The organism is Streptomyces sp. NPDC091279 (genome assembly GCF_044757465.1).
GTDB lineage: Bacteria > Actinomycetota > Actinomycetes > Streptomycetales > Streptomycetaceae > Streptomyces.
In genome coordinates, this window is the sequence record NZ_JBIVVA010000009.1 from 128,209 (window position 1) to 152,035 (window position 23,827).

Below are 23,827 nucleotides of genomic sequence, written 5' to 3' on the forward strand. Positions count from 1 at the left end.
GCCGTGCGCCCCAAAGGTTTCCCCGTAACGCGCCGCTGAACTGCAAAGACCCGTACCGCTGTTGTGATGTCGCGGCGTACGGCGCAAACGGCCCGGGTATCACCAAAGTGGCAGAAGACGGGACGTCAGCTTCCGTGGGTGGACGAGGAGTTGGGTGGGCATGACGTGCTGGTACGAGGGGCCGCTCGCGGCCTTCGACACGGAGACCACGGGGGTGGACGCCGAGTCCGACCGGATCGTCTCGGCGGCCGTGGTGGTGCAGGACGCTCCGGGAACCCGGCCCCGGGTGTCCCGTTGGCTGGTCAGCCCGGGTGTGCCGGTGCCGGAGGCGGCGACGGCGGTGCATGGGCTGACGGACGAACACCTTCAGCGCAACGGCCGTTGGCCGGCCCCCGTGGTGTACGAGATCGTGGCCACGCTGGCCGAACAGGCGGCGCTGCGGCGGCCGTTGGTGGTGATGAACGCGCCGTTCGATCTGACGCTGCTCGACCGGGAGTTGCGTCGGCACCGGGCGTCGTCGCTGGAGCGGTGGTTCGAGGCGACGCCGCTGCGGGTGCTCGATCCGCGGGTGCTGGACAAGCACTTGGACCGCTACCGCAAGGGCCGTCGGACGTTGACGGATCTGTGCGCGCACTACGAGGTGCCGTTGGAGGGCGCGCACGACGCGGGTGCGGACGCGCTGGCGGCACTGGAGGTGGTGCGGGCGCTGGGGCGGCGGTTCGCGACGCGGCTTGAGCGGCTGTCGCCCGCGGAGTTGCACACGTTGCAGGAGACGTGGCACGCGGCGCAGGCGCGCGGGATGCAGGCGTGGTTCGCGCGCGGTGGTTCGCCGGAGGCGATCGATCCGGCGTGGCCGTTGCGGCCGGAGTGGCCGGCGGCGGCGTGAACGGCGAAAAGCCGGTCCGTCGGGGACGGACCGGCTTTCTCCCGGTGGGCGATACTGGGTTCGAACCAGTGACCTCTTCGGTGTGAACGAAGCGCTCTCCCACTGAGCTAATCGCCCGGGAACGCACCGAACAATACAGGGCCCGGCGGGATTCCTTCAAACCGTTCGCAGCTGGGCGCGAAGTCCGCGGTGTCCGGCGCGCATCATCAGCCGGTGGTTGGCGCGGAACACCGGCCGGCCGGGCAGCGCGAGCAGCCGGAGCAGCGGCTTGCGGACGTCGACCTCCTGGTCGTAGCGGGCGAGGGTGCCGGTGCCCTGCGCGGTGAGGGTCCAGCGGGCCCAGCCGTCGAGGTCGCCGGTCATGGCGATCTCCAGGACCCCGGCGTCGGGGTCGTGGCGGGTCTCGCGGGCGGTGAAGGTCAGGGTGTAGGGGACGAGGGCGCGGATGCGGACGACCCCGCCGGTGTCGTCGATCCGGCGTACCTGGCGTACCTGCGGCCACCAGTTCGGGTATTCCTCGGCGCGTTCGAGGACCCGGTAGACGGTGGCCGGGGGCGCGGTCAGCTGCCAGCGGCTGTGGAAGCGGTAGTGGGACCAGTCCATGCGGTGAGTGTGCCCGTCGGCGGGGGCGTTGCCCGGCATCTGGGTGCGGGGGCGTTGCCCGGCATCTGAGTACGGGGTGAGTACCGGCGCTCATGCCGGGCGGCGGGGTCCCGGCGACACTCCAGGGCATGACACATCTTCCGCCCCCGGCCGAGGAGTTGCGGCTGCTCGACGCAGAGCTGTGGCAACTGGACGCGCGCCGGGCCCAGTTGCTGGCGCGCCGTGCCTGGCTGCTCGCCGCCCTGCACCGGCCGCCGCCGACGCCGCCCCCGACGCGTCCCGAGACCAGCGCGCCCCGGGTGCAGAACGTGCTGCTGGTGCTCGGCGGGGTGTTGCTGGCGCTCGCGGCGATGGCGTTCACGCTGGTCGGCTGGGGGCGGTTGGGCATCGCCGGGCGGTCCGTGGTGCTGGGCGCGGTGACGCTCGCGGTGCTGGCGGCGCCGGTGCCGCTGCTGCGACGGGGGCTCGGGGCGACGGCGGAGGCGGTGGCGGGGCTCGGGCTGGCGCTCACGGTGCTGGACGCGTACGCGCTGTACGAGGTGGCGTGGAGCGGGGTCGACGGCACGGGGTACGCGGCGGTCGCGGCGGCGGTGCTGGCGTCGGTGTGGGCGGGGTACGGCTGGGCGCTGGGCGCGTTGCCGGGTCGGCCGGCGCTGCGGCTGCCGTTGCCCGGGGCCCTGGCGGTGGCCCAACTCCCGCTGCTGCTCGGGGCGGTGGCGCTGGACGCGGGGTTGACCGCGGTGGCGTCCGTGCTGGTGGTGTCGGCGGCTGCGGACACCCTCGTGGCGTCGCGGTGGGGCGCGGGGCCGGTGCGGGTGGTGGCGCTGGTCGGGGCGTACGGGATGGGCGGGTGGGCCGCTCTGGTGGGCGGCCTGCTGTGGGTGGGCGCGGCCGGGCCGGGTGCCGCCGTGCGGGTCACGGTGCTGCTGGTCCTCCTGGCGGCGCTGGTGCTGGCCGTCGCCCGGCGGCTCGCGCGCCCGGAGCACGCCGTCGCGCACGCCGTGGTCGGTGGCCTGCTGCTGGTGGCCGCGCTGGGCGCACTCCCCCGGGTGCTGTTGCCCGCGGGCTGGACGGTGCCGCTCCATCTGGCGTGCGCGGTAGGCCTGTTGGGGGCCGTGCGCACCCAACTCCCGTTGCCCATGCGGCGGGGGCTGGCCGGAGCGTCGGCCACTGTCCAGGCCCTGGCCCTGGTCTCGGTCGCCCCGGTCGTCGCCGTGGCTCTGGTGGGTCCGGTCGCGTGGGTGGGCCGGGTGTGGTCGGGGGCGCCGTCGGACGCGCGGGCGGCGGTGACCGGGGGCGGGTTCTGGCCTGCGCATTCCTGGACGGCACCGGTGGTGCTGGTCGCGGTGGCCGCCGTTCTCGCGTCGGCCGTGCGGGACCCGGACTGGCGCGGGCGAGCGCGGGGCGGCGCCCTGGGCCTGGTCTGGGCGGCCGTCCTCACTCTCCCGGCGCTCCTCGAACTCCCTTACCCTGCCGCCCTCCTGGTCCAGTTCCTCACCGTGACGGCGCTGCTCCCGGCGTCCCGTGCGCGGCTTCTTCCGCTCGTCCTCGCGCTCGTCACCTCCGTCCTGCTGGCCCTCTCGGCGCTCGCGACGCAGACGGCGACCCTCGTCGTACTGGCCGCGCTGGTGCTGCTGTGCGCGGGCGGGGCCCGGTTCGCGGGCCGGGCGGCGTTCCTGGCACCGGCCGCCCTCGGGTACGCGGCCGCGCTCGCCGTCGCGGTGGGCGGCGCCGCCGGTTGGGCGCCCGCGCGCACGGCGTTGCTGGTGCTGGTCGTCGCGACGGCCGCCGCGCTGCTCGCCGCCCGGCTCGGCAACGGCTCCGAGGTGACCGTCCCGGTGGAGGCGGCCGGGGTGGCGGCGGGGCTGCTCGCGGTGGGCCTGGCCGCGACCGATCCGGCGCTGCTGGCCCTGGTCCTCGGCCTGTGCGGAGCGGTGACGGCGGCCACGGCGGCCCGGGGCGACCGGCGCCCGGCGGGATACCCGGCGACCGGCCTGTTCGTGCTGGCCGCGTGGGTGCGGCTGGCGGCGTGGGAGGTGACGGCGCCGGAGGCGTACACGCTCCCGGTGTCGGTGGCGGCGCTGCTGGCCGGGGCGGTGCGCCGACGTCGGGACACGCGGGTGACCTCGTGGACGGCGTACGGCGCCGGGCTCGCCGTGACCTTGCTGCCGAGCCTGGCCGCGACCTGGTCCGACGTCCACGGGACACGCCCGTTGCTGCTGGGTGCGGCGGCGCTGGTGCTGACGTTGCTGGGTGCCCGGCATCGGCTGCGGGCGCCGTTGGTGCTCGGTGGGGCGGTGCTGGTGCTGGTCGCGTTGCATGAACTCGCCCCGTATCTGGTGCAGTTGGCGGGGGCGGTGCCGCGTTGGGTGCCTCCCGCGCTCGCCGGGGCGGTGCTGCTCGGCGTCGGTGCGACCTATGAACGGCGGCTGCGGGACGTCCGGCGGGTACGGGAGGCACTGGGGCGGATGGGTTAGGCGGGGTGGGTCGACTGGCGTGCTAGGAGGGCATCTTGTCGCCGAGCAGGGCGAGGTTCTCGATGGCGGCGAGGCCGTAGAGCGCGGTGTCGTTGGAGGACACCCAGGTCGCCTCGCTGCCCGCGACGAGGGCGGCGGGGCCGGTCAGCCGCTCCGTCTTCCACGGCGAGGACTCCGCGTAGCCGTCGGAGCTGTAGAACTTCGCCCAGGCCCGCTGGGCGAGTGCCGGGTCGCCGGTCTGGACGGCGGCGTAGGCGTCGAGGCGGGAGTGGCCCTGGAAGAGCAGCAGGGTGCCGAAGTCGGAGCCGTAGCGGGCGGCCTGTTGCGCCTTGGTGGCGTTGAAGTAGCGGCAGTAGTCGAGGTAGGCCTCGTTGAACTTCGGCATGTCGACCAGGTCGATGAGTTCGGCGCAGAGTTCGTTGAGGCCGAACACGGCGGACAGGTGGGACACCGACACCACCGGCTGCGCGGCGATCGCGAACTTCCCGGTGTCGAGGTCGTAGAGGCCGCTGCCCTGGACGAAGCCGTTGGGCTGGGCGGCGATGGTCTCCATGGTGGACAGGACGCGGGCCTTGGCCTTCTCCCACTGGGGGCCCTTGCGCTCCCACTCGGTCAGCCACGCCGAGACCAGGCCGCTCCAGTCGGTGCCGAAGCCGACCGACAGGGCGTGCCGGTCGGGTGTGTAGGGCTCGGTGCGGATCTTGCGGATGGGGTCGAGGACGAGGAACGTCTCGTCGGAGTCGACGTTGGCGTGCATGAGGTCGCCGACGCGTTCGTCGCCGGTGAGGAAGTAGTAGTAGCGGCGGTAGGTGGTGTTGGCGATGCGCTGCTGCTTGGCGCTGTCGGCGTAGTGCTGCACGCCGTGCCGGGTGCCGAGGCCCGCCCATTGGCCGAGGTGGTAGACGTCGACCTCGCCGGTGTGCCGGGTCATGGCCTCGGCGAAGCGGAAGATGTCGGCGCGGCCCGAGCGCAGGTAGGCGAACCAGAGCCAGAGGTCGGGTGAGAGTTCGGAGTTGTCCCAGGCGTAGCCGCCGATGTCGTAGCGCCACTGGTGACGGGCCGCGTCGTAGGTGTGCATGATGTCGCCGTAGTCCCAGAAGCCGTACCAACGGCGTTGCTCCACCTGGTCCTTGTAGTAGGTGAAGAGGAAGTCGAGGTGGTCCTCGATCTTCGCCTTGGCCGGGGTGGAGCGGTCCGGCTCGGAGTAGAGGCCGGGCCCGAACACCTTGGCCTTGATGAGCTGCCTGGGCGGGGCGGCGAGCTGCGGCAACACCCGTACGGCGTCGACCTGTTGGGCGAGCTGCTCCGCCGAGGGGGTGGACTCGTTGGCCCAGAAGAGGAGTTCGGAGGTGCGGGCGATGCCGTAGGGGGTGCCGAACTCGGGCTCGTAGTCCTCGTAGGTGATGTTGAGGCCTTCGAGCTGTTCGGGGAAGGTGTCCTGGCCCATGCCGTCGTGGTAGAAGCGCAGGTCCATGGGCTGGGCCTCGGGCGACCAGAGCCAGACGGTGACCTCGGCCTCGTCGGTGTGGGCGTCGCGGATGTCGAGCTGCGCCGGGTACTTCTCCCAGAAGTCCCGCAGTCCGAAGGAGAGTCCGCCGCTCGCCCCGCCGACGTACCCGAACCCGGAGGCCCGTCGGCCGCCGCCCGCGCCGATCCAGCCGTGGCCCTTGGTGGTGCGCTTGCGCAGGGTGAAGCCGTCGGCGGAGAGCTGGGAGAGGGTGTAGTCGCCCCACTCCGGGATGTACTGGAGCCGGCTGGTGACGCGCTGGTCCCAGGTGGCGGGGTCGGGCAGCTTCTCGCCGGCGTACTGGGCGGCCTGTACGGCGGCGCCGGGGTCGCGGCGCAGCCCGGTGATGCCCTTGACGGCCTCCCTGAGCAGGCCGGTGCCCTCGCCGCCGACGCGGATGTGCCGGTCGTAGGCCGCGTCACGCATCGGCACGGCGAAGCGGACGCCGAGACCACGGATGAAGTCGCCGCTCGCCTTGCCGGGCTCCTGCGTCCCGTCGAAGGTGATCGTGTGCACCAGACGGAACGAGTCGGCGCCGGCGTAGAAATTGAAGCGGAGCGAGAACGGCAGCCAACTCCGGCCGCCCTTGCGGTGTTTGCCGTCGATGCGGACGACGGCGCGGACCGGGCCTTCCTGTTCGACGGTGACCTTGTCGATGGCGCTGTCGAACCGTTCGTACCTCACGGTGCCCTGGTCGCCGTCCTCGATCTCGGGCTGGCGCAGCAGGACGAGCCGCCCGTTCCTGGCGATCTCGGTGTTGCCCCGGGTCACGGACTTCACGAGGGTGGCGCCGGACGTGCCGAGCTTCGCGGTGATGACGCCGGTCGACACGGTGATGACGCCGCCGCTCCGGTCGACGGTGACCTTCTTGGCGGGGGCGGCGGCCTCCCCTGCGGTCAGGGTGAGCTTGCCGTCGCCCGAACTCACCGCGTGCGCCGTCCACTTGAGGGTGCCGTCGGGCCAGTAGGCGAGCGGCCAGGACTGCACGGGAACGGCGGTGCCGGTGGCGTCGGTGAGCGCGAAGGTCTGGTCGGCCCTGTGGACGCCCCGGGGCCAGGGGACGCCGACGGTGGAGCCGGGCGCGGCGCCGAGACCGCCGTCCTCCAGCCAGTCCAGGGTGACGGGATCGGCGTCGGCCGCCGGGGACACCGGAGCGGCCTGGGCGTCCTGGGCGCCGAGGGCCCAGCTGAACTGGGTGGCGGCTCCGGCGACGGCCGCCGCCTTGAGCAGGGATCTGCGAGGGATCGGGGACATGAGGATTCAGCCTTTCCGGGCGGGGGTGGGGCAGGAGAGGCGCCCCGACAAAGAGGTCAGGGGCATGACACGGCGAGGTCCGACACCGAGGGCGGCGAACCCGGCAAGAGGGCTCCGACCTGGGAAGATCCGCAGGTCAACAGGGGCGGTGGCGCTCCTCGACGGCGACGGCGGCCGCCGCGACGGCCCCGAGCACCGGGATCGCCAGCGGGGCGACGAACCAGCCGGAACAGCCGACCACGGCGAGCCCGGCGACCAGCAGGAGAGATCCGGCCGGGTCGAGAACGGTCCGCCGGCCGGCCGCCGCGAGCAGCGTCCGCCAGCGGGCGTCCGGCGTCCACCGGGCCGCCGCGCGCAGCACGGCCACCGCGAACCCGAGCAGCGCGACCAGCACCACGGCGCCGATCAGCGGCCCGCCGGGCAGCCCGGCCCGCACCGCCCGCACGTCGAACCAGGCGAGCCCCAGGGCGGCCCACCCGGCGAGCCCGACGGCCCACCCACCGCGCACGGCCTCCCGGACGTCGGCGGTGAACTCCCGTGCGCCGCCCGCCCGATGAGCCGCCCGGCGCCGCAGATGCCGGGTCCCGGCGGCGAGGGCGGCCGGCCAGGTGAGCACCCCGAGCGAGGCGACGGCGATCCACACACCGGTGAGCAGACACTCCGCGAACAGGGCGAACCGTTCGGCGAGGACCGACTCCCCGCGCACCCGCGCCCGTGCCTGGACCATGGTGATCCCCTCAGCCCTTCAGTCCGGAGGTGGCCATGCCGTCGATCAAGTAGCGCTGGAAGGCCAGGAAGAACAGCAGCACGGGCACCAGGGCGACCAGCGACATCGCGATCATCCCCCCGTAGTTGGCGACGCCTTCCTGGTCGCGGAACATCATCATGCCCAGCGAAACGGTGTATTTACCCGGCTCGTTGAGATAGATCAACGGGCCCATGAAGTCGTTCCAGGCGTTGATGAAGGTGAAGATGGCGCTGGTGATGAGCGCCGGCCGGCACAGCGGCAGCACGATCGACCAGTAGGTTCGCAGATGCCCGCAGCCGTCGAGGCGCGCGGCCTCGTCCAGCTCCCGGGGCAGATTGCGCATGAACTGCACCATCAGGAAGACGAAGAACGCCTCCGTCGCCAGGTACTTGCCGATCAGCAGCGGGACATAGGTGTTGATCAGCTCCAGCTTCTGGAACATCACGTACTGCGGGATGAGCAGCACGTGGTAGGGCAGCAGGAGCGTCCCGATCATCAGCGAGAACAGCAGATTCCGGCCCGCGAAGCGGATCTTGGCGAACGCGTACGCCGTCAGCGAGCAGGAGACCAGGATGCCGACGACCGAACCGAGCGCGTAGAACAGGGAGTTCTGGAAGAACGTCGAGATCGGGATGTCGGCGATGCCGTCGGCGAGGCCCCGGAAGTTGTCCAGGATGGGCCGGGTGGGCAGCAGTTGGAGGCTGCCGATGATGTCCCGGCTGGGTTTGAACGACGCCCCGAGGACCCAGATCACCGGGTACAGGACGACGGCCAGCACGAGCAGCGCGCCCCCGTGCCAAGCCAGGGACCCGGTGCGGCGGCGGACCGGGCCGTTCGCCTCGCGGACGATGCCGGTGGTGGCGCTCATCGGGCGGCCTCCTCGTAGTGCACCCACTTCTTCTGTGACCAGAAGAGAACGGCGGTCACCAGCGCGACCGCGAGCAGCAGCATCCAGGCCATCGCCGACGCGAAGCCCATCTGGGCGTTCTTGAAGCCCTGTTGGTACAGGTAGCAGGTGTAGACGAGGGTGGCGTCGGCCGGCCCGCAGGACGTGTTGGAGACGACGTAGGCGGAGCCGAAGATCTGGAACGAGTGGATGGTCTCCAGGAGCACGTTGAAGAAGAGGACGGGGGAGATCATCGGCAGGGTGATGCTCCAGAACCGGCGCAGCGCACCCGCCCCGTCCATCTCGGCCGCCTCGTACAGCTCTCGGGGCACCTGCTTGAGCCCGGCGAGGAAGATCACCATGGGCGCCCCGAACTGCCAGACCGTGAGGGCGACCAGGCTGTAGAGGACCCGGTCCGGGTCGCCGACCCAGCCCCCGGCATCGAACCCGAAGAGGGACTGCGTACGGTCCACGATCGCGTCGTCGGAGAAGAGCGCGCGCCAGACGAAGCCGACGGAGACGCTGGCGCCGATCAGCGAGGGCGCGTAGAACGCGGCCCGGTAGAACGCCTGTCCGCGTCGGCTCTGCGCGAGCAGCAGGGCGACCCCGAGGCCGAGCAGCAGTTTCAGCGGGGTGCCGATGACGACGTACCTGGCCGTCACCTCGACCGACTTCTGCCAACGGGGGTCGTCGAGCATCCGCGTGAAGTTGCCGAGCCCGATCCACCGTGGCGAGCTGAAGAGGTTGTAGTCGGTGAAGGCGAAGTAGAGCGAGGCGACCATGGGCCCCGCGGTCAGCAGCAGGAAGCCCGCGATCCACGGCGACATGAAGAGGTAGCCGGCCAGGTTCTCCCGGCGACCCCGGCGCGGTCTCGGGCGGGCGGCCGGGGCACGCCGCGCGGTGGCGGGCGACGGGGACTTCTCAACGAGCGTCACGGCGGCGCCCCTCACCCGGAGAACGCGGTCTCGGACTCGGAGAAGAACTGCTTCACCGCGTCGGAGACCGTGGTCTTGCCCTGGGACATGTCCCCCGCGATGCGCAGGAAGGCGGCCTCGGTGACGTCGGCGCCGGACGGGTGCGGGGTGATCTTCCCGAGGACGCCCGCCTCGGCGGTGTCCTCCTCGTAGCGGGCGATCCCCTTGCTCACCTCGTCGGTGGGCTTGTAGGCCTCGTACTGTTCGGTGCTGGCGAGGATGCCCCGGTCGTAGCCCATGATCGTGCCGACCTCGGGGTCGTGGGCCATGAAGTCGATGAACTGGGCGACCTCCTTGGGGTGCGCGGTGCGCGCGGAGGCGCTGAGCATCAGGGAGGCGAGGTACTGGCCGGTCTGCTTGCCGTCGGTGGTGGGGATCGGGGCCAGCCCGTAGGTGCTGTCGCCCTCGGCGCTGTAGCGGACCGAGAAGTTGTCCCAGACGAACTCCGAGGCGCCGTCGCCCGAGGAGAGTGCCGACTTGGGCGCGATCTGGGCCACCTTCTTCGGGTCGGTGACGAGACCGGCCCTGACCCGGCGGTAGCCGTCCGTCCACCACTCCGTCAGGTCGGCCCGGTCGAAGCCGAGTCCGTCGTCGGTGTAGAAGGCCTTGCCGTTCTGGCGGAGGTAGAGGTCGTACAGGTACATGATGCCGAAGTAGCCGGTGTCGCCGGGCACCTTGGTCTTGTCGTGGATCGTCTGGAGGGCCTTGAAGTACTCGTCCCAGGTCCAGCCCTGCACCGGCTCGACGCCGGCTTTCCGGAAGACCTCGGTGTCGATGACGAGCGCCATGGTGTTGGAACCGACGGGGATTCCGAGTTGCTTACCGCCGACCTGGCCCACCTGGGTGACACCGGCCCGGAAGTGATCGAGGCTCAGATTCCCCGCGTCGATCTGTGGCTTGAGGTCGAGAAGAACGCCTCTCTGGTCATACTTCCGGAGAAACCCGACGGCATTCTGGAAAACGTCCGGCGGATTTCCTCCGGCGGCCTGCGTCTGGAACTTCTCCCAGAACGCTTGGTAGTCCTGGAAGTCGGTCTTCACCTTGATCTTCGAATACTTCTTCTCGAAGAGCGCGATGGACCGATTGATCCTCTTGGCCCGGTCGTCGGCGCCCCACCACGAGTAACGGATCGTCACATTCCCGTCGGCGGACGTGCCCCCGCTCCCCCCGCACCCGGCGGTCGCGGCCAGCCCCGCCACGGCGGCGGAGGCCCCGGCCGCCTTCAGGATCGTACGCCTCTCCACATTCCTGCTGGTCCCCACGGTCGGGCCCTCCCCGGCGTCGTTCGTGACGTGCATGAATCGTTTCAAGTAAGCGCTTGCTGGCACAAGGTACGGAGGGGCCGGAGATGCGTCAATGATTCGGACAAGAATTTCTTATGAAACGGCTGAGCGGGTTGACAGCCAGAGCGCCCCCTACCGGACAACGGGCGTCAGGACAGTGCAGGTGAGAGGCGCGTGGTCGGAATGCCGAACGCGATGGTACGGGTGGGGCAGCGATGCTCTCAGGCCGAAAGTCGCGTGGAACAGGGGGAGTTGGGGAGGGGTTCGGCGGGCCGGTCGTCACGCGTGGTCGAACTCGCCGGGGTGACCGCGCCCGGGGCGGCGGGGCGTTCCGCCCTCCGGCGAGAGGGAGACGACCGCCGCCCGCGCCCGCCCTGACAGCGCGTCGGCGACGGCTCCCCCGCGACGGCGAGGTCTCCCGGAGCCGCGCTCCCCTGCGACAGCGAGGCCTTCCCGGGGCCACGGCGGCCCTCGACGACCGTCAACCTCGGCCCTCCTGGGGCAGAAACCTTGACCCTCCGGGCGCCGAAACGACGTCGGCCCCTCCGCCGTGAAGCGGAGGAGCCGACGTGTCCGGGTGGGCGATACTGGGTTCGAACCAGTGACCTCTTCGGTGTGAACGAAGCGCTCTCCCACTGAGCTAATCGCCCGGACGCAGGAAGAAGATTACCCCATGTCAGGGGGTGCCTGTGACCGGCGTGGACCAGTCACCGCGCCCCCGCGTGGATCACTGGTTCCTGATCTTCCAGGGCATCTCGAAACCGAACTTCCACAGGTAGACGCCGACCAGGACGGACACGATCACCAGCCCGATCGCGGTCAGGGTGATGTTGCGGCGGCGGACCTTGGGATCGAGGGCCTTCTGCGCCGCCTCGGTGACCTTGCGCTTGGTCCAGCGCAGCACCAGCTGAGCCCAGACGAACTCGGTCGCCCAGATCGCCATACCGCCGAAGATCACGACCCAGCCGGGGCCCGGCAGCACCAGCATCGTCACGCCGGCCGCCACCACCGCCAGGCCGACCAGGAAGACGCCGACCTGCCAGCTCACATGCAGCGCGCGCCGCGCCTTGACGAACTCCGGCGCCTTCGAGCCCAGCCCCCGCCGCTCGTCGTCGGCTCCGGTGCCCTCGGTGCCATCCGCGTCCGTCCGGTCCGATGCCACGACGGCCTCGCCGCGCCCGTCACTCCCCGTATTCATACAGCCCGACTTTACCCGACGGAAACCAGTCACCGGAATGGGCGTACCGCGCGAAGGCGTCCTCGGCCGGAAGAGTTACGTAAAGGCACGCAAAACACGCAGAGGGGTTTACATCGGCACCGTAGGTGGCATGTCGATTTCGCCGACGTGCGAATCCCCGAGCGCACACTGAGCGAAAGGCCTGGCGCTTATGAACACCACGGTCAGCTGCGAGCTGCACCTGCGCCTCGTTGTGTCGAGCGAGTCCTCCCTGCCTGTCCCCGCAGGCCTGCGGTACGACACGGCCGACCCCTACGCCGTGCACGCCACCTTCCACACCGGAGCCGAGGAAACGGTCGAATGGGTGTTCGCCCGCGATCTCCTCGCCGAAGGTCTGCACCGCCCGACGGGCACCGGCGACGTCCGGGTCTGGCCGTCGCGCAGTCACGGTCAGGGCGTCGTGTGCATCGCTCTGAGCTCCCCGGAGGGCGAAGCCCTCCTGGAGGCCCCGGCGCGAGCCCTGGAGTCCTTCCTGAAGCGGACCGACGCCGCCGTGCCGCCCGGCACGGAGCATCGCCACTTCGATCTCGACCAGGAGCTGTCCCACATCCTGGCGGAGAGCTAGGCCGAAGTCCCACCAAGCCGCCCGGCGCCGTCGACTCGGGGTGACGGCTCGGGCCCTGACCAACGCATCACATACGCACCGGCGCCGCCGCCGCGATTCGTCGCGGGGCGGCGTCGGTGCGTCACGTTGCGTGGGGCATGACCGGCGGTCGGCGGGGCAGGGGAGTCACGGTCGGTGAGCACGGAGGCGGAGGGGACCGGTCAGGGTCCGGGCGGCTCCACTACCATCGGCCAGCATCGGCGGGCACGGGCCCGACCCCCAGGCCAGGGAGCTGAACGTGCTGATCACCCACGACACCCGGTGTGCCCTCGACACCGTGGTCGATCTGGTGAACACCGTGCCGGAGGACGCCGCGGCCCCGGACGGGCTGCGGGACGTCCCGGCCCTCGCCGGGTTCGTCGGAACGCACGACATCAGCGATGTCGGGTCCCTGTCGGAGTCGGACCTGTCGGCGGTGCGGGCGGTCCGTGGGCTGTTCGCGTCGGTCTTCGAGGCACCGGACGCCCGGGCCGCGGCCGCGCTGATCAACGAACTGGTCGCCGCCGCCGGTACCACCCCCCGGCTGACCGACCACGACGGCTACGACTGGCACGTCCACTACTTCGCCCCCGGCGCCTCGGTCGCCGACCACCTGGCCGCCGACTGCGGGATGGCGCTGGCGTTCTTCGTGGTCGCCGGGGAGCAGGAACGGCTGCGGCGGTGCGAGGCGCCCGACTGCCGGCGCGCGTTCGTCGACCTGTCGCGCAACCGTTCACGCCGTTACTGCGACAGCCGAACCTGCGGAAACCGCCTGCACGTGGCCGCCTACCGGGCCCGCCGCAAGGAAGCCACGGGCTGAGCCCCCTGGCCAACGCGGCCAGCGCGGACAACGCGGCCGACGCATCCGGCGAGTCCGACGCATCCGGCGCTGCGAGGCGCACGCGGCCGTTCCGGCGTCGGCCTGAGACGTACGCGACCGGCGTCCTGGGATGCCGCTGGGTCGGCGGGGTCGGCGGGCCTGGGTGTCGTCGTGGGGCCGGAACGGTGCTGGGACGGCGTGGGCCCCGACGGGTGGCGTCGGGGGGCACGGGTGTGGCTCACAGCAGCAGCAGGTCGTGCAACGCGGCCATGAGCAGCAGACTCCCGATCACCGCAAGGAAGATCATCAGCGGTGGCTGGGATAGGGCGAAGAGGCATCCGCGGGGCTCGTCCTTCGGCGGCGCGGCATCGCTCGGTGTCGTGTCCAGCATCTCGCCGGTGATGATGGCGCAGATCAGGGGGCCTCTGCGCCCAACACGCCCGGAATGAGCGGGTGTTCGCCGAATTCCGTGATCTCCGGATCAGGTCGTGATCGCTTGGGCGCGTCCCGTCGACCGACTGTGTCGTTTCGCTCGGCGTGCACAGGTCATCCGGCGGGCTTCCTTCAGGTCCCGGCGTCGTCCAGGTCCCGGCGTCGTCCAGGTCCCGGGCTTCGCTCATATCCCCTGCTTCTTCATATGCCGTGCTTCTTGAGGATGGCCTCGATGTCGCTGAAGTCGTCCGTCGGCTTGGCTCCGGCTTGAGGGGTGTTCGCCGGGCGGGTACCGGTGCCGAGGGAGGGGGCCGAGGCGGCCGGGGCGACGGCGTCACCGCGCTGTGCGGCGGCCCTGGCCTCCTTGCGCTGCTTGCGGGTGGTGCCCCGGCGTCGTTCCACCGCGCGGGTCGTCGCGAACAGCAGCCAGGCGCCGCCGAGCACGCAGAAGCCCGCCCAGGCCGTCGGGCTGAAGGCGGTGTGCGCCAGCCAGCCCACGGCGCCGGTCATCACCAGGCCGATCGGGACCAGCGCGTAGGCGGCGATGTGGGTCGCCGCCAGGAAGCGCTTGCGGAAGGCGGTGACCACGGCGATACCGAGGCCTGCCACGGACACGGCGGAACAGACTGTCTCGGCGATCATCCGGTCCTCCAGGCGGGCTCGGTCGGGCCATGGCACTTCGTCCCTTCCATCCTGCACCGCCCGACCCCCGCCGGGCCATGGTCCGGGCCAGAGATCAGGGAGATCTCGGGGTCGACTCCTCCCCAGGTGCCGGTCACCGCCCGATGCGCTCCTCCCCCGGGAGAGCTGGAAGACTGGGCGCATGAACGAATCCGCCCCCGCCGCGCCCTCCTCCCCCGCCGCCGTGCTCGATCTCTGGTGCGAGCTCCAGTGCCCCGACTGCCGGAGCGCCCTGGCGGACGTGCGCGCGCTGCGGGCCCGCTACGGGGACCGGCTGGAGGTGCGGCTGCGGCACTTCCCGCTGGAGAAGCACCAGCACTCCTTCGCCGCCGCCCAGGCCGTCGAGGAGGCGGTGGAGCAGGGCAAGGGCTGGGAGTACATCGAGGCGGTGCTCGGCCGGGTCGAGGAGCTGGACCGCGAGGGCGAACCGTTCCTGGTCCGGGTCGCCGGTGAACTCGGCCTGGACGCCGAGGAGTTCGACACCGCGTTGATCGACGGCCGGCACATCCTGATCGTCGACGCCGACCAGGCCGAGGGCAAGGCGATCGGCGTCACCGGCACCCCCACCTATGTGATCGGCGACGAACGTCTGGACGGCGGCAAGAGCCAGGCCGGCCTGCGCGAGCGGATCGAGGAGATCGCCGACCGGCTGCTGGCCCCGACGGGCGCCTGAACGTCGTTCTAGAGCAGGGGTTTCTGGAGGACGCACACGGTGTGCTCGTAGCCGAGGGACGTGTAGAGGCGTTCGGCCGGGGTGTTGCCGGCGAAGACGTTCAGGGCGAGGGTGCGGTGGGCCGCCTCGATGGCCTGGCGCTCGGCGAGGAGCATGAGGGTGCGGCCGTGGCCGTGGCCCCGGTGGGCCGGGTCGACCTGGACGTCGTAGACGAACGCCTCCTGTTCGCGCAGGCCCAGGTAGAGGGTGCCGACGCGGGTGCCCTGGTGTTCGAGCACGCTGAACCGCACGTTCTTCGCGCCGAAGCCTGGGGCCGCCTCCCGGTCGCGTCGTACCTTCGCGCGGGCGGCGGCCTCGGGGACGCCCCGGCCGGTCCAGCTGCGGGTGTACGCCTCCCAGTGTTCGGGCCCGAAGTGCGCCCGCCACTCGGCGTCGGTCATCGGGCGGCCCCGGCTGCCCTCCGGCAGGACGGGCGGGGTGTCGGGGAGGTGTTTGTGCATGCCTCGGTTGCGGGGCAGGTAGCCGAGCGCCTCGACGAGCCGCAGGGCCGCCCCCGCGTCGGCCGGGACGGCGATCTCGATCACCCGGCAGCCCCAGCCGCGCGCCACCTCCTCCGCGGCGAGCGCGGCCACCGTCCCCCGGCCGCGTCGGCGGTCCCGCTCGTCGACGCGCAGGTCCAGGACGCGGGCCACGGAGTCGCCCAGGGCCGGTGAGGTGCCGAGGTGGAGGGTGCCGACGGGGCGGCTGTTCACGCACACCTGGTAGTGGCGGGAGCGGGTCCCGTCGGCGGCGTGCTGGAGCGGCTCGGTCGGCCGCAGGGTGGTGGTCATCAGGGGAGTTCTACCCGCCGTCGCGGGCCGAGTCAGCCGGTTTTCGCGGCGGTCACGGATCGAGGTCGGCGCCGGCGTGCTCGTCGAAGAGGCGCATCGCCTTGGCGGTCACCGGGCCCGGGGCGCCGGGGAGTTGACGGTCGTCGACGCGGTGCACGGCCTGGACGTCGCGCAGGCTGGAGGTGAGGAAGACCTCGTCGGCCCGTTCCAGGACGTCCAGCGGGAGGTCGCTCTCGTGCGCGCCGGTCCACTCGACGGTCAGGGCGCGGGTGATGCCGGCGAGGCAGCCGGAGGCCAGCGGCGGGGTGTGGATCTCGCCGTCGAGGACGACGAAGACGTTCGAGCCGGTGCCTTCGCAGAGTTGGCCGACGGTGTTGGCGAACAGGGCCTCGGAGGCGCCGAGTTCACGGGCGCGGGCGAGCGCGACGACGTTCTCGGCGTACGAGGTGGTCTTCAGGCCGGCCAGCGCGCCGCGTTCGTTGCGCGTCCAGGGGACGGTGATCACGGCGGTGCTGTCGGGGCGGCGGCCGCTCTCGCCGAGGGCGACGAGCAGCGTCGGGCCCGCCTCGCCCCGGTCGGAGCCGAGCGGGCCGAGGCCACCGGTGTAGGTGATGCGCAGCCGGCCCAGCGGCACCGGATCGGCGTTGAGAACGGCGGCGCAGGCGCGGCGCACCTCGTCGTGGTCGGGGTCGGGCAGGCCGAGGCCCCGCGCGGAGCGGGTCAGCCGGTCGAGGTGGCGGGTGAGGGCGAACGGCTTCCCGTCGACCGTCTTGACCGTCTCGAAGATGCCGTCGCCCACGGTCAGTCCGTGGTCGAAGACCGAGATGCGGGCGGCGTCGGTCTCCCGCAAGCCGCCGTCGAGCCATATCTTCACGTCGTGCGCCCTTCTCCGCTCTCCTCGTACGCCCCCGACGCTACCGCGAGCAGGCGGGCCGCCTTCAGCTCGGTCTCCCGCCACTCCCCCTCCGGGTCCGAGCCCCAGGTGATGCCGGCGCCGGTGCCGAACCGCAGCACTCCGGCGGCCCGGTCGATCCAGAACGTGCGGATGCCGACGGCGAGTTCGGCGGTGCCCCGGTCGGCGTCGACCCAGCCGACGCCGCCGCAGTAGGGGCCGCGGGGCGCGGTCTCCAGGGCGTCGATGACGCGCAGGGCGCTCGACTTGGGGGCGCCGGTGACCGAGCCGGGCGGGAACGCGGCGGCGAGCAGCTCCGGCCAGCCCGCGTCCTCGCGCAGGGTGCCCCGGACCGTGGAGACCAGGTGGACGAGGCCGGGGTGTTTCTCGACGACGCACAGGTCGGGCACGGTCACGCTGCCGGTGGCGCAGACCTGGCCGAGGTCGTTGCGGACCAGGTCGACGATCATCACGTTCTCGGCGTGGTCCTTGTCCAGCAGCTCCGCCCCGGTCGGCGCGGTGCCCTTGATCGGCCCCGACTCGACGGTCCGCCCGGACCGGCGCAGGAACAGCTCCGGGGAGGCGGTCGCGATCTCCACGCCGTGCTCCGGCAGCCGGATCGTCCCGGCGTACGGGGCCGGGTTGCCGCGGGCCAGCAGGGCGGTCAGGGCGTCCACGTCGGCGTCGGCGGGCACGGGCGCGGTGAGCACCCGGCAGAGGTTGGCCTGATAGACGTCGCCCGCCGCTATCTGCTCCCGGACGCGGCGTACGGCGCCGGTGTACGCGGCCCGGTCCAGGGACGTCGTCCACTCCCCCACCGCGGGCCCGTGCCAGGCGCCCGGCACCGGGGCGGGCACCGGCGTCTCGCGCACGTCGGCGAAGCGGGCGCAGGTCACACCGCCCTCGAAGTCCAGGGCGACGGCCCAGAACCCGGTGGACTCCAGGGCCTCGGGGTCGTTCGTGACGTCGACGAGGCCGGTGGCGAGGCGGTCACCGAAGCGGGCGAGAGCAGACAGGTCGGACACGTCATCGAGTCTAGGACGGGTGTCCGACAGGTCACATCGCCGTGACCCCGAGGAGGCCCTGACCACACACGCGACCGAGCGCACCGCAGCACGCTGCGCAAACGCGTTTTTGTGCTGGCCCCGGAATCCGCTAGAGTTCAACACGTCGCCGCGACGCGCAAGCTGAACGGAAACGACAAGCGGACGTAGCTCAGTTGGTAGAGCGCAACCTTGCCAAGGTTGAGGTCGCCAGTTCGAACCTGGTCGTCCGCTCGCAGGAAGTGGGGGATCTTCCCGAACCCCTACGCTCCTGGTGGAGTGGCCGAGAGGCGAGGCAACGGCCTGCAAAGCCGTCTACACGGGTTCAAATCCCGTCTCCACCTCCAAGGACGATTAGCTCAGCGGGAGAGCGCTTCCCTGACACGGAAGAGGTCACTGGTTCAATCCCAGTATCGTCCACTGGAGCCTTGAGGCTTCGACCCGCGCGATTAGCTCAGCGGGAGAGCGCTTCCCTGACACGGAAGAGGTCACTGGTTCAATCCCAGTATCGCGCACGCAGATCCCGCGATCTTCGGATCGTGGTCCCGAGGACGATTAGCTCAGCGGGAGAGCGCTTCCCTGACACGGAAGAGGTCACTGGTTCAATCCCAGTATCGTCCACACACCGAAGCCCCCGGCCCTGCGGCCGGGGGCTTCTTCGTGCCCCGGCTCAGCTGGAGAACAGCATGTGGCCGAAGCTCTTGTGCCGGTGATGGCCGCCGTGACCGCTGTGGTGGCCTCCGTAGTGACCGCCGTGGCCGCCCTGCGGGGCGCCCCAGGCGGGGGCGGCCGGGGCGGGGTAGCCCTGCGGGCCCGGGGGCGGCGGGGCGGGCTGCGACCACTGGGACTCCACCCGGGTCAGCGCCTCCAGCTCCCCGTAGTCCAGGAAGATGCCGCGGCAGCCGCTGCACTGCTCGATCTGGACGCCGTTGCGGTTGTAGGTGTGCATGGGCGCATGACACTTGGGACACTGCATCGTCGGCTCAACTCCTCGCCGGTCAATCCTCTGTGAACGTGACACCGGGACAGACTCCGTCCGAACCCGGCCGGTTGCACCCTACTCGGCGTGATCTTGGGTCAACTCCGGCGCGGTGGAGGCCATTCGGACACAAGCGTCGATCACGGACAGCTCGACCTCGTCCAACGGACGGCTGCGCGCATGTGCCTTGACGATCGAGCGGGCGGCGGTCTGCACGGTCAGGGCGCGGGCCGGGATGTCCAGGGCGGGCCAGGGGTCGCCGGTCGCGGGCACGGCCGGGCCGCCGGCCTCCCGGTAGGCGGACAGGAAACGGGCCCACTCCTCCGGCGCCAGCAGTCCGCACGCGTACCAGGCCGCCGGGCGTGCGAGGTCCCAGGCCGGGACGCCGGTGCCCAGGTCGTCGACGTCGATGAGGAGCCACGGCCCGTCGGGGGCGGGGTGGCGGACGAGTTGGCCGAGGTGGAGGTCGCCGTGGCAGAGGGTGGTGCGGTCCGGCTGCGGGGCCTCGGCGCGGGCCCACGCGGGCAGGGCGGCCCAGGCCCGCAGCAGGTGCGGGGTCGCCGGGTGCGGGATGGCGTCGAGTGCGGCGAGCGCCCGGGCGGCCTTCGCCGGTCCGCGCATCGCGGGCAGGGTGAGCGGGGGTGGGGTGCGGTGCAGGTGGGCGAGGAGGGTGGCTGCGGCTTCCCAGGGGGCCGCGTCGGGGTCGTCCGGGTCGACGGGGGTGCCGTAGGGCCAGAACGTGACCGGGCGGCCGTCGAGGATGCCGGGTTCCGGGGTGAGCGGCGGCAGGAGGATGCCGGTGAGGCGGGCGGCGACGGCTACGCGGGGCGACAGGTCGGACAGGGTGGTGCCGGGGGCGTGGGCCTTGGCGACGGTGGCGCCGTGGCGGACGACGGTGGCGTCGGGGCGGTCGGCGAGGGTGGTTGCTTCGCAGGGGCAGTGGGGGTGGTTTGCGTGCGCCGCGCTCCGTGCGTGGGTGCTGAGGTGGGTTGGCAGGGGGGTGGCGGGCAAATCGCTGCTCCTGGGCTGGCGGGGGGTGAGATTTGGTTTTGGCTTGCGGCCGGTGGGGGCTGGTCGCGCAGTTCCCCGCGCCCCTGGGGGGCAGGGTTGAGTTTTGGCTTGCGGCCGGTGGGGGCTTGGCGCGCAGTTCCCCGCGCCCCTGGAGGGGGTGGCCGTTGAGGTTTGACTTGCGGGCCGGTGGGGGCTTGGCGCGCGGTTCCTCGCGCCCCTGGGGGGGCCGTTGGGGTTTGGGTTGTGGCTGTTGTGCGGTTTCTTGGGGGGCTAGTGAGGCGCGTTGGGTGGGGGTAAAGCAATGCCGGCGCAGCTCCCCAGCTGCGCCGGCATTTTTGCCGTCCGCCGTACCCCCGTCCCCACGGGGTTTCAAGGCCGGATGTCCCCGCCCGGACCGCTCTTCCGGGCCTGGGGTCGCCGCTCAGCGCCCCAGCATCACACCCACGGACGACGCCTGTGTGGCCACCGTCTCCCACCCGTCGAAGACGAGGAGGAGCAGGGCCGCCAAGGGAAGGGCCATCAGGGTCGCCACCACCGGGTGGCGACGGCCCTGTCGGCGCGGGCGGAAGGCGTGGTGCGCCTTGCGTTCCTGGATGCGGACGCGGGTCCGCGGTGCCGTCAGGGCCATGGTCCCTCTCCTGACCGTCTCAGTTGTCGTTGGCAAGCGGCGAGTGGCTGACCTCGGGGGACGAGTGCTGCACCCGCCGCTTGACCTCAAATCTAGGCGTCGGGGGCGTCGGCGACGTCATGCCGTCGTACCTATTGCCGGGCCTCCCGGAGGATGAGCCGGCGTCCGGTGCGTACTCCCCTGGGTGGAGACGGCGGCCCAGGTCTCAGGGTCTTCCCGGAAGGGGCGCGCGCGGCGCTCAGGTCACCGTGGAACGCGCCGTGCGCTCCCCGGGGGCGTTCCGGGTGACATCACTCACTTCCGTGCCGTCTCCACCTATCGCCGGACAGACCGTCCCGGTCGGCTCCGGGCCCGCTGTCCAAGACAAGGTGCCGGGGTCCTTGATCGTCTCCTCGGCCTCGCCCGTTCCGTCCCCAATCCCCCTTGCCGGAAAGGAGGTTGGTGGTTGCGCGGGGGCGAACTCCCGTTGTCCGGCGGTTTCCTGACCGGGCTTCGAACGGGCCCGTTCTGCACTGACAATCGATCGGAACGGAGGGCGCGGCTCCTGCGCGCGGGCGGCTGTGGAAACGTAAGCTGTGGCACGTCACACGGACCGGGCAGCGGGGATGAACATGGCGATGATGCGCCTGAGGCGCGAGGACCCGCGTGTCGTCGGCTCGTTCAGGCTTCACCGACGGCTCGGCGCGGGCGGGATGGGCGTGGTGTACCTGGGCTCCGACAAGAAGGGGCAGCGGGTCGCGCTGAAGGTGATCCGGCCCGATCTGGCGGAGGACCAGGAGTTCCGTTCGCGGTTCGCGCGGGAGGTCTCGGCGGCCCGGCGGATTCGTGGCGGGTGCACCGCGCGGCTGGTGGCCGCCGATCTCGACGCCGAACGGCCGTGGTTCGCCACCCAGTACGTGCCGGGACCCTCGCTGCACGACCGGGTCGCCGACGAGGGTCCGATGCTCGCCGTCGACGTCGCCTCGGTGGGCGCCGCGCTGTCCGAGGGGCTCGTCGCCGTGCACGAGGCCGGTGTCGTGCACCGGGATCTCAAGCCGTCCAACATCCTGCTGTCCCCCAAGGGGCCGCGGATCATCGACTTCGGCATCGCCTGGGCGACCGGCGCCTCCACCCTCACGCATGTCGGCACCGCCGTCGGCTCCCCCGGGTTCCTCGCGCCCGAGCAGGTGCGCGGGGTCGCCGTCACGCCGGCCACGGACGTCTTCTCGCTCGGCGCGACTCTCGCGTACTCGGCGACCGGCGACTCCCCCTTCGGGCACGGCAGTTCCGAGGTCATGCTGTACCGCGTGGTGCACGAGGAACCCCAACTGCACGGCGTTCCCGACGCGCTGGCCCCGTTGGTGCGGGCCTGTCTGGCGAAGGACCCGGAGGACAGGCCGAGCACCCTCCAACTCTCCTTGCGGCTCAAGGAGATCGCCGCCCGCGAGGCGCAGGGGCTCGCCGACGCGCGACCGCCCGCGCCGCGTGCCGGGGACGCGGACCGCGCCCCGCGTGGGCCGCTGGCCGACACCTATCCGGAGCCGCAACGCGTTCAACGACGTCCACCGGGCACTCCCCCGCCGCGCGGCACCACGCCCGCACCGCGCGGCACCGGACCGGTCCGCGGTGGCACTCCGTCCCGGGGCCCGGCGCCCTCGCACGGCAACGGTGTCCCCCGGGGCGGCGGTGCGACGCGGCCCGCCGGGGGACGGTCGACGCAGGCCGGTCGGTCCGGGAGTCGGCCGGTGCCGCGCGGTGGTTCCGGGCGGCCGGGGCCTCGGCCCACCGGGTCGGGACTGCGGCCCGCCAATCCGCGGCTGCTGCGTCAGCGCCTGTTCGTGTTCGTCGTCGTCACGCTGCTGGTCACCCTCTGCATCGCCCTCGCGCAGGGCTGTCAGGGTCCGTCGCGTGGACTCGGCCCTGACGACAAGGACGTCGTGCAGAACCAGCGGGTCGATCCGGGGGCGGGTGGCGTTCCGCTCGTACGGGACGGGCAGCGCGGGGGCGTCGAGGTACAGGTGCCCGAGTAGAGCCTCCCGCCGACCTGGTCACGGGCATCGGCATCGGCATCGGCATCGGCATCGGCATCGGCATCAGTGTCGTTCTGTTCGTCCCCCCTTCTGGGGTGCGTGGCTGCGGTTTCGGTTCGTGCGGCGGCGGTGGGTGCGCCGGGGTCTTCGCTGTCCTGCCGGTTCCTTGGCAGGCGGGCTTGCGCCAGTGGGGGCAACTCGTGGGGAACGTCGTGCAGTTGAGGTTCTTCGTGTGCCACGCGGTGCGGAATCGCCTCGGTGCTGTTCGCTTCTCGGGGCGTTATTTGGAGTCGATCCGGCCCATGGGGGTGGGGCTCTCCGACAGGGTCTTGCGTGCAGCCGTCCAGTCGGTGTGCTCGATGTCGAGGGCGTGGCGGAGGTAGGCCAAGCTGATCCGTTGGATCAGGGCCACGCGTTCGGGGTTCTCGTCCGTCGTCTCCCGGACGTCGTACCCGGCGATTCCGCCGAGGGAGTGCTCCGCGTCGAACAGGGTGAGCAGGCTCTTGCGCCCCGGGCTCAGGTGGTACGGGTCGGTGAGCCACTCCGGGCCCCTGACGGACATCCCCAGGTCGTCCCGGTCGCCCGCGATCACGAGGGTCGGCGTGGTCATGTGGGCGAAGTCCGGGCCCTTCAGCCACGGAAGGTTCTCGGCCGCGAAGGGGGTCAGGTCGTCGCCTCCCCGGCCGGCCGTGGCGAGCAGCACGCCCGCCTTGATCCGCGGGTCGGACATGTCGTCCGCGTTCCCGGTCACCGGATCGTGGACGCGCAGGCCGAGCAGGGTGCCCGCCGTCTGGCCGCCGAAGGAGTGTCCGGCCGCGGCGATACGGCTGTGGTCCACGCGCCCGCCGAGACCGGGAACGGCGGCCTCCAGCAGGTCGAGCCGGTCCAGGACGCGTTGTACGTCCTGGACGCGGAGGCGCCAGATCCGTGGTGTGCGGGGATCGTTCGGGGCGAGGCCCACGGTCCTGGAGTCGAGATGGGTGGGCTGGATCACCACGAAACCGTGAGCGGCCCAGAAATCGACGAGCGGGCCGTAACCGTCCGAGGACGACCCGAAACCGTGCGAGAAGACGATGACCGGCAGGTCGCTCCCGGTCATCGGCGCGGAGATCCTCACCCGCAGGGCTTCACCACGACCGGGCACGTCCAGGACGAGTGGCTTCACCGAGACGACGGGGACGGGGGCAGGGGAAGGGGAAGGGTAAGGGGCGGCCATGTCGGTGGGTGGGGGTGCGGCCGTGGGCTTGGGCGTCGCGTCTGATGCGGTCATGGGCGGGGCTTCCTTCGCGTTTCCGAGGGGAATGCTGGTGAACTGGCTGGTCACGGGGGTTCCCTCGTCGCCTCAGCGGAGGGGTCGGCCGTCACGGGCTACGCTAGAACCTGACGTTGAC

Annotated in this window: 22 protein-coding genes and 7 tRNA genes; 11 read left to right on the plus strand and 18 right to left on the minus strand. The window is 71.8% G+C overall.

Features of this window, described 5'->3' with window-relative positions:
* Window positions 1-160: 160 nt before the first annotated feature.
* Window positions 161-886: a 3'-5' exonuclease gene (locus ACIQOU_RS23205; protein WP_401538715.1), complete on the plus strand. Its 726-nt coding sequence runs from the start codon at window positions 161-163 to the stop codon at window positions 884-886.
* A gap of 45 nt (window positions 887-931) precedes the next feature.
* Here the strand turns inward: ACIQOU_RS23205 and ACIQOU_RS23210 are convergent.
* Both ACIQOU_RS23210 and ACIQOU_RS23215 read right to left on the minus strand, forming a co-directional pair.
* Window positions 932-1,003 (minus strand) — tRNA-Val (locus tag ACIQOU_RS23210).
* Between the two features lie 39 nt (window positions 1,004-1,042).
* A complete protein-coding gene (locus ACIQOU_RS23215; RefSeq protein ID WP_401538716.1) occupies window positions 1,043-1,489 on the minus strand; it encodes an SRPBCC family protein in 447 nt (148 codons plus the stop codon).
* Window positions 1,490-1,617: 128 nt separating this feature from the next.
* Here ACIQOU_RS23215 and ACIQOU_RS23220 point away from each other — a divergent pair, with 128 nt between their 5' ends.
* Window positions 1,618-3,966 (plus strand): SCO7613 C-terminal domain-containing membrane protein, encoded by a 2,349-nt coding sequence (locus ACIQOU_RS23220; RefSeq protein WP_401538717.1) that lies wholly within the window; start codon window positions 1,618-1,620, stop codon window positions 3,964-3,966.
* Window positions 3,967-3,988: 22 nt separating this feature from the next.
* Here the strand turns inward: ACIQOU_RS23220 and ACIQOU_RS23225 are convergent, their stop codons facing one another.
* From ACIQOU_RS23225 to ACIQOU_RS23255, 7 genes are all read right to left on the minus strand, one after another.
* Window positions 3,989-6,727 (minus strand): Tat pathway signal sequence domain protein, encoded by a 2,739-nt coding sequence (locus ACIQOU_RS23225; protein WP_401538718.1) that lies wholly within the window; start codon window positions 6,725-6,727, stop codon window positions 3,989-3,991.
* Window positions 6,728-6,863: 136 nt separating this feature from the next.
* The gene (locus ACIQOU_RS23230) at window positions 6,864-7,454 is read right to left on the minus strand and encodes a hypothetical protein (protein ID WP_401538719.1); all 591 of its coding nucleotides are present in this window, start codon (window positions 7,452-7,454) and stop codon (window positions 6,864-6,866) included.
* 10 nt (window positions 7,455-7,464) lie between these two features.
* A complete protein-coding gene (locus tag ACIQOU_RS23235) occupies window positions 7,465-8,343 on the minus strand; it encodes a carbohydrate ABC transporter permease (protein ID WP_401538720.1) in 879 nt (292 codons plus the stop codon).
* The gene (locus tag ACIQOU_RS23240; protein ID WP_401538721.1) at window positions 8,340-9,296 is read right to left on the minus strand and encodes a carbohydrate ABC transporter permease; all 957 of its coding nucleotides are present in this window, start codon (window positions 9,294-9,296) and stop codon (window positions 8,340-8,342) included. The genes ACIQOU_RS23235 and ACIQOU_RS23240 overlap by 4 nt, the downstream gene beginning before the upstream one ends.
* Window positions 9,297-9,307: 11 nt before the next feature.
* Entirely contained in the window at window positions 9,308-10,597 is a 1,290-nt protein-coding gene (locus ACIQOU_RS23245; protein ID WP_401539012.1) for an ABC transporter substrate-binding protein, read from the minus strand.
* A gap of 599 nt (window positions 10,598-11,196) precedes the next feature.
* A tRNA-Val gene (locus tag ACIQOU_RS23250) sits at window positions 11,197-11,268 on the minus strand.
* Between the two features lie 77 nt (window positions 11,269-11,345).
* Window positions 11,346-11,816: a TIGR02611 family protein gene (locus tag ACIQOU_RS23255; protein WP_401538722.1), complete on the minus strand. Its 471-nt coding sequence runs from the start codon at window positions 11,814-11,816 to the stop codon at window positions 11,346-11,348.
* A 190-nt stretch (window positions 11,817-12,006) separates the two neighbouring features.
* On the opposite strand from ACIQOU_RS23255, the gene ACIQOU_RS23260 reads away from it, so the two are divergent.
* Together ACIQOU_RS23260 and ACIQOU_RS23265 are read left to right on the plus strand one after the other, a co-directional pair.
* Window positions 12,007-12,420: an SsgA family sporulation/cell division regulator gene (locus tag ACIQOU_RS23260; protein ID WP_004002642.1), complete on the plus strand. Its 414-nt coding sequence runs from the start codon at window positions 12,007-12,009 to the stop codon at window positions 12,418-12,420.
* A 277-nt stretch (window positions 12,421-12,697) separates the two neighbouring features.
* Window positions 12,698-13,258, plus strand: a complete 561-nt coding sequence (locus ACIQOU_RS23265) for a CGNR zinc finger domain-containing protein (protein ID WP_401538723.1) — start codon at window positions 12,698-12,700, stop codon at window positions 13,256-13,258.
* Window positions 13,259-13,496: 238 nt separating this feature from the next.
* Here ACIQOU_RS23265 and ACIQOU_RS23270 read toward each other — a convergent pair whose 3' ends face one another.
* Together ACIQOU_RS23270 and ACIQOU_RS23275 are read right to left on the minus strand one after the other, a co-directional pair.
* Window positions 13,497-13,649 (minus strand): hypothetical protein, encoded by a 153-nt coding sequence (locus ACIQOU_RS23270; RefSeq protein ID WP_401538724.1) that lies wholly within the window; start codon window positions 13,647-13,649, stop codon window positions 13,497-13,499.
* A 242-nt stretch (window positions 13,650-13,891) separates the two neighbouring features.
* Window positions 13,892-14,332 (minus strand): hypothetical protein, encoded by a 441-nt coding sequence (locus ACIQOU_RS23275; protein ID WP_401538725.1) that lies wholly within the window; start codon window positions 14,330-14,332, stop codon window positions 13,892-13,894.
* A gap of 181 nt (window positions 14,333-14,513) precedes the next feature.
* Here ACIQOU_RS23275 and ACIQOU_RS23280 point away from each other — a divergent pair, with 181 nt between their 5' ends.
* Window positions 14,514-15,044 carry a DsbA family protein gene (locus tag ACIQOU_RS23280; protein ID WP_401538726.1) on the plus strand — a complete coding sequence of 177 codons (531 nt, stop codon included), beginning with the start codon at window positions 14,514-14,516 and terminating at the stop codon, window positions 15,042-15,044.
* 8 nt (window positions 15,045-15,052) lie between these two features.
* Here the strand turns inward: ACIQOU_RS23280 and ACIQOU_RS23285 are convergent, their stop codons facing one another.
* From ACIQOU_RS23285 to ACIQOU_RS23295, 3 genes are read right to left on the minus strand one after another with little or no spacing between them, the layout of a single operon-like run.
* Window positions 15,053-15,874, minus strand: a complete 822-nt coding sequence (locus tag ACIQOU_RS23285; RefSeq protein ID WP_401538727.1) for a GNAT family N-acetyltransferase — start codon at window positions 15,872-15,874, stop codon at window positions 15,053-15,055.
* A 52-nt stretch (window positions 15,875-15,926) separates the two neighbouring features.
* Window positions 15,927-16,748, minus strand: a complete 822-nt coding sequence (locus tag ACIQOU_RS23290; protein ID WP_401538728.1) for an aminotransferase class IV — start codon at window positions 16,746-16,748, stop codon at window positions 15,927-15,929.
* The gene (locus tag ACIQOU_RS23295) at window positions 16,745-17,791 is read right to left on the minus strand and encodes a chorismate-binding protein (RefSeq protein ID WP_401538729.1); all 1,047 of its coding nucleotides are present in this window, start codon (window positions 17,789-17,791) and stop codon (window positions 16,745-16,747) included. Before ACIQOU_RS23295 ends, ACIQOU_RS23290 begins: the two co-directional genes overlap by 4 nt.
* A gap of 179 nt (window positions 17,792-17,970) precedes the next feature.
* On the opposite strand from ACIQOU_RS23295, the gene ACIQOU_RS23300 reads away from it, so the two are divergent.
* The 5 genes from ACIQOU_RS23300 (at window position 17,971) to ACIQOU_RS23320 (ending at window position 18,430) form a co-directional block, all read left to right on the plus strand.
* Window positions 17,971-18,043: transfer RNA gene (locus tag ACIQOU_RS23300), tRNA-Gly, on the plus strand.
* A 39-nt stretch (window positions 18,044-18,082) separates the two neighbouring features.
* Window positions 18,083-18,156, plus strand: a tRNA-Cys gene (locus ACIQOU_RS23305).
* Between the two features lies 1 nt (window position 18,157).
* A tRNA-Val gene (locus ACIQOU_RS23310) sits at window positions 18,158-18,229 on the plus strand.
* A gap of 23 nt (window positions 18,230-18,252) precedes the next feature.
* Window positions 18,253-18,324: transfer RNA gene (locus tag ACIQOU_RS23315), tRNA-Val, on the plus strand.
* A 34-nt stretch (window positions 18,325-18,358) separates the two neighbouring features.
* Window positions 18,359-18,430, plus strand: a tRNA-Val gene (locus tag ACIQOU_RS23320).
* Between the two features lie 49 nt (window positions 18,431-18,479).
* Here ACIQOU_RS23320 and ACIQOU_RS23325 read toward each other — a convergent pair.
* The 3 genes from ACIQOU_RS23325 to ACIQOU_RS23335 form a co-directional block, all read right to left on the minus strand.
* Window positions 18,480-18,785: a zf-TFIIB domain-containing protein gene (locus ACIQOU_RS23325; RefSeq protein ID WP_401538730.1), complete on the minus strand. Its 306-nt coding sequence runs from the start codon at window positions 18,783-18,785 to the stop codon at window positions 18,480-18,482.
* Between the two features lie 81 nt (window positions 18,786-18,866).
* The gene (locus tag ACIQOU_RS23330; RefSeq protein ID WP_401538731.1) at window positions 18,867-19,799 is read right to left on the minus strand and encodes a phosphotransferase enzyme family protein; all 933 of its coding nucleotides are present in this window, start codon (window positions 19,797-19,799) and stop codon (window positions 18,867-18,869) included.
* Window positions 19,800-20,220: 421 nt separating this feature from the next.
* Window positions 20,221-20,427, minus strand: a complete 207-nt coding sequence (locus ACIQOU_RS23335) for a hypothetical protein (protein WP_401538732.1) — start codon at window positions 20,425-20,427, stop codon at window positions 20,221-20,223.
* A gap of 605 nt (window positions 20,428-21,032) precedes the next feature.
* Between ACIQOU_RS23335 and ACIQOU_RS23340 the strand changes: the two genes are divergently transcribed.
* A complete protein-coding gene (locus ACIQOU_RS23340) occupies window positions 21,033-22,436 on the plus strand; it encodes a serine/threonine-protein kinase (protein ID WP_401539013.1) in 1,404 nt (467 codons plus the stop codon).
* 280 nt (window positions 22,437-22,716) lie between these two features.
* Here ACIQOU_RS23340 and ACIQOU_RS23345 read toward each other — a convergent pair whose 3' ends face one another.
* A complete protein-coding gene (locus ACIQOU_RS23345) occupies window positions 22,717-23,652 on the minus strand; it encodes an alpha/beta hydrolase family protein (RefSeq protein WP_401539014.1) in 936 nt (311 codons plus the stop codon).
* Window positions 23,653-23,827: the final 175 nt, after the last annotated feature.

What these genes read in the sequence shown, in the direction of transcription:
- ACIQOU_RS23205 (WP_401538715.1), top strand. Translation starts at nt 161, where the DNA reads ATGACGTGCTGGTACGAGGGGCCGCTCGCGGCCTTCGACACGGAGACC.
- ACIQOU_RS23215 (WP_401538716.1), bottom strand. Translation starts at nt 1,489, where the DNA reads ATGGACTGGTCCCACTACCGCTTCCACAGCCGCTGGCAGCTGACCGCG.
- ACIQOU_RS23220 (WP_401538717.1), top strand. Translation starts at nt 1,618, where the DNA reads ATGACACATCTTCCGCCCCCGGCCGAGGAGTTGCGGCTGCTCGACGCA.
- ACIQOU_RS23225 (WP_401538718.1), bottom strand. Translation starts at nt 6,727, where the DNA reads ATGTCCCCGATCCCTCGCAGATCCCTGCTCAAGGCGGCGGCCGTCGCC.
- ACIQOU_RS23230 (WP_401538719.1), bottom strand. Translation starts at nt 7,454, where the DNA reads ATGGTCCAGGCACGGGCGCGGGTGCGCGGGGAGTCGGTCCTCGCCGAA.
- ACIQOU_RS23235 (WP_401538720.1), bottom strand. Translation starts at nt 8,343, where the DNA reads ATGAGCGCCACCACCGGCATCGTCCGCGAGGCGAACGGCCCGGTCCGC.
- ACIQOU_RS23255 (WP_401538722.1), bottom strand. Translation starts at nt 11,816, where the DNA reads ATGAATACGGGGAGTGACGGGCGCGGCGAGGCCGTCGTGGCATCGGAC.
- ACIQOU_RS23260 (WP_004002642.1), top strand. Translation starts at nt 12,007, where the DNA reads ATGAACACCACGGTCAGCTGCGAGCTGCACCTGCGCCTCGTTGTGTCG.
- ACIQOU_RS23270 (WP_401538724.1), bottom strand. Translation starts at nt 13,649, where the DNA reads ATGCTGGACACGACACCGAGCGATGCCGCGCCGCCGAAGGACGAGCCC.
- ACIQOU_RS23275 (WP_401538725.1), bottom strand. Translation starts at nt 14,332, where the DNA reads ATGATCGCCGAGACAGTCTGTTCCGCCGTGTCCGTGGCAGGCCTCGGT.
- ACIQOU_RS23280 (WP_401538726.1), top strand. Translation starts at nt 14,514, where the DNA reads ATGAACGAATCCGCCCCCGCCGCGCCCTCCTCCCCCGCCGCCGTGCTC.
- ACIQOU_RS23285 (WP_401538727.1), bottom strand. Translation starts at nt 15,874, where the DNA reads ATGACCACCACCCTGCGGCCGACCGAGCCGCTCCAGCACGCCGCCGAC.
- ACIQOU_RS23325 (WP_401538730.1), bottom strand. Translation starts at nt 18,785, where the DNA reads ATGCAGTGTCCCAAGTGTCATGCGCCCATGCACACCTACAACCGCAAC.
- ACIQOU_RS23335 (WP_401538732.1), bottom strand. Translation starts at nt 20,427, where the DNA reads ATGGCCCTGACGGCACCGCGGACCCGCGTCCGCATCCAGGAACGCAAG.
- ACIQOU_RS23340 (WP_401539013.1), top strand. Translation starts at nt 21,033, where the DNA reads ATGAACATGGCGATGATGCGCCTGAGGCGCGAGGACCCGCGTGTCGTC.
- ACIQOU_RS23345 (WP_401539014.1), bottom strand. Translation starts at nt 23,652, where the DNA reads ATGGCCGCCCCTTACCCTTCCCCTTCCCCTGCCCCCGTCCCCGTCGTC.